This is a genomic window from Streptomyces chisholmiae (assembly GCF_031845445.1).
In the GTDB taxonomy this organism is placed as follows: Bacteria; Actinomycetota; Actinomycetes; order Streptomycetales; family Streptomycetaceae; genus Streptomyces; species Streptomyces chisholmiae.
The window spans coordinates 1-513 of the sequence record NZ_JAVREO010000087.1 but is presented as its reverse complement, the minus strand read 5'-3'; the positions used below and the strand labels follow the sequence as shown (position 1 = coordinate 513).

Sequence of the window (513 nt, the reverse complement as noted above, 5' to 3'; positions counted from 1 at the left end):
GTCTGAGTGTCAGCCTCCAACGGGGCGGCCTGCACATCACCCAAACTGAGCGCAGTCGCGGCGTCATTGTCCAGACCGGGAAGATTCTGCCAGGCAAAGATCACCTGGATCACAGGCTCATGGGCCAGGCTGCGAGTCGGGTTGAGCCGCTCGACCAGCACCTCGAATGGCACGTCCTGGTGCTCGAAGGCTGCCAACGCACGCTGACGCACCTGCTCGACCACCTCCGCGACGGTGGGGTCACCACCCAGATCCACCCGCAGCACCAGCGTGTTGACGAAGAACCCGACCAACTCATCGAGCGCCGGATCGCGACGCCCAGCGATCGGGAACCCGACTGCCACATCAGAGCTGGCACTCAATTGGCCAAGCAACACCGCCAGTGCGGCCTGGACCACCATGAAGCTGGTGGCGTTGTGCTCGTGGGCCACCCGCGCGACCTGCTGCTGCAACTCGGCCGGCCAGTCCACCATCACGGTTGCGCCACGGTGGTCTGCCACCGGCGGATAGGGA

General features: G+C 65.3%; 1 protein-coding gene. It reads right to left on the bottom strand.

Going from position 1 to position 513, the window contains the following annotated elements; all coding sequences use genetic code 11:
• Nucleotides 1–500: condensation domain-containing protein (locus RM844_RS32185; RefSeq protein ID WP_311670989.1), on the bottom strand; the 500-nt coding region annotated here is incomplete at its 3' end.
• Nucleotides 501–513: the final 13 nt, after the last annotated feature.